At 54.5% G+C, this 400-nt stretch carries 1 protein-coding gene; it reads left to right on the forward strand.

The genetic code is table 11. The annotated features are described in order from the left end of the window. A partial coding sequence (locus GSQ70_RS00890; protein ID WP_199257210.1) for an autoinducer binding domain-containing protein occupies positions 1–400 on the forward strand: 400 nt, incomplete at both ends.

Here is a 400-nt window from a genome sequence, read left to right on the forward strand (position 1 = left end):
ATACCGCGCCAATAATTTCCAGCTGACAGATCCGGTAATACTGAACGCTTTCAGGCGCACTTCCCCCTTTGCCTGGGACGAGAATATCACCCTGATGTCGGACCTGAAATTCAACCGAATTTTTTCCCTCTCCAGACAGTACAACATCGTCAACGGGTTCACCTTTGTGCTGCACGATCACATGAACAACCTGGCGCTGCTGTCCCTCATTATCGCCAGCAGGGAACAGGAGGCGCTGGAGCAGAGGCTGCTGAGCGAACGCGGCACCCTGCAGATGCTGTTAATCGATATCAACGAACAGATGTACCACCTTGCCAGCACGGCAGGTTCAGGTGACAGTCGGCGTCACGGAGGCAAGGACCGCCCCATCTTCAGCCCGCGAGAAAATGAGATGCTGTAC

The sequence above is a fragment of the Pantoea sp. BAV 3049 genome (assembly GCF_009765445.1).
Lineage (GTDB): Bacteria > Pseudomonadota > Gammaproteobacteria > Enterobacterales > Enterobacteriaceae > Erwinia.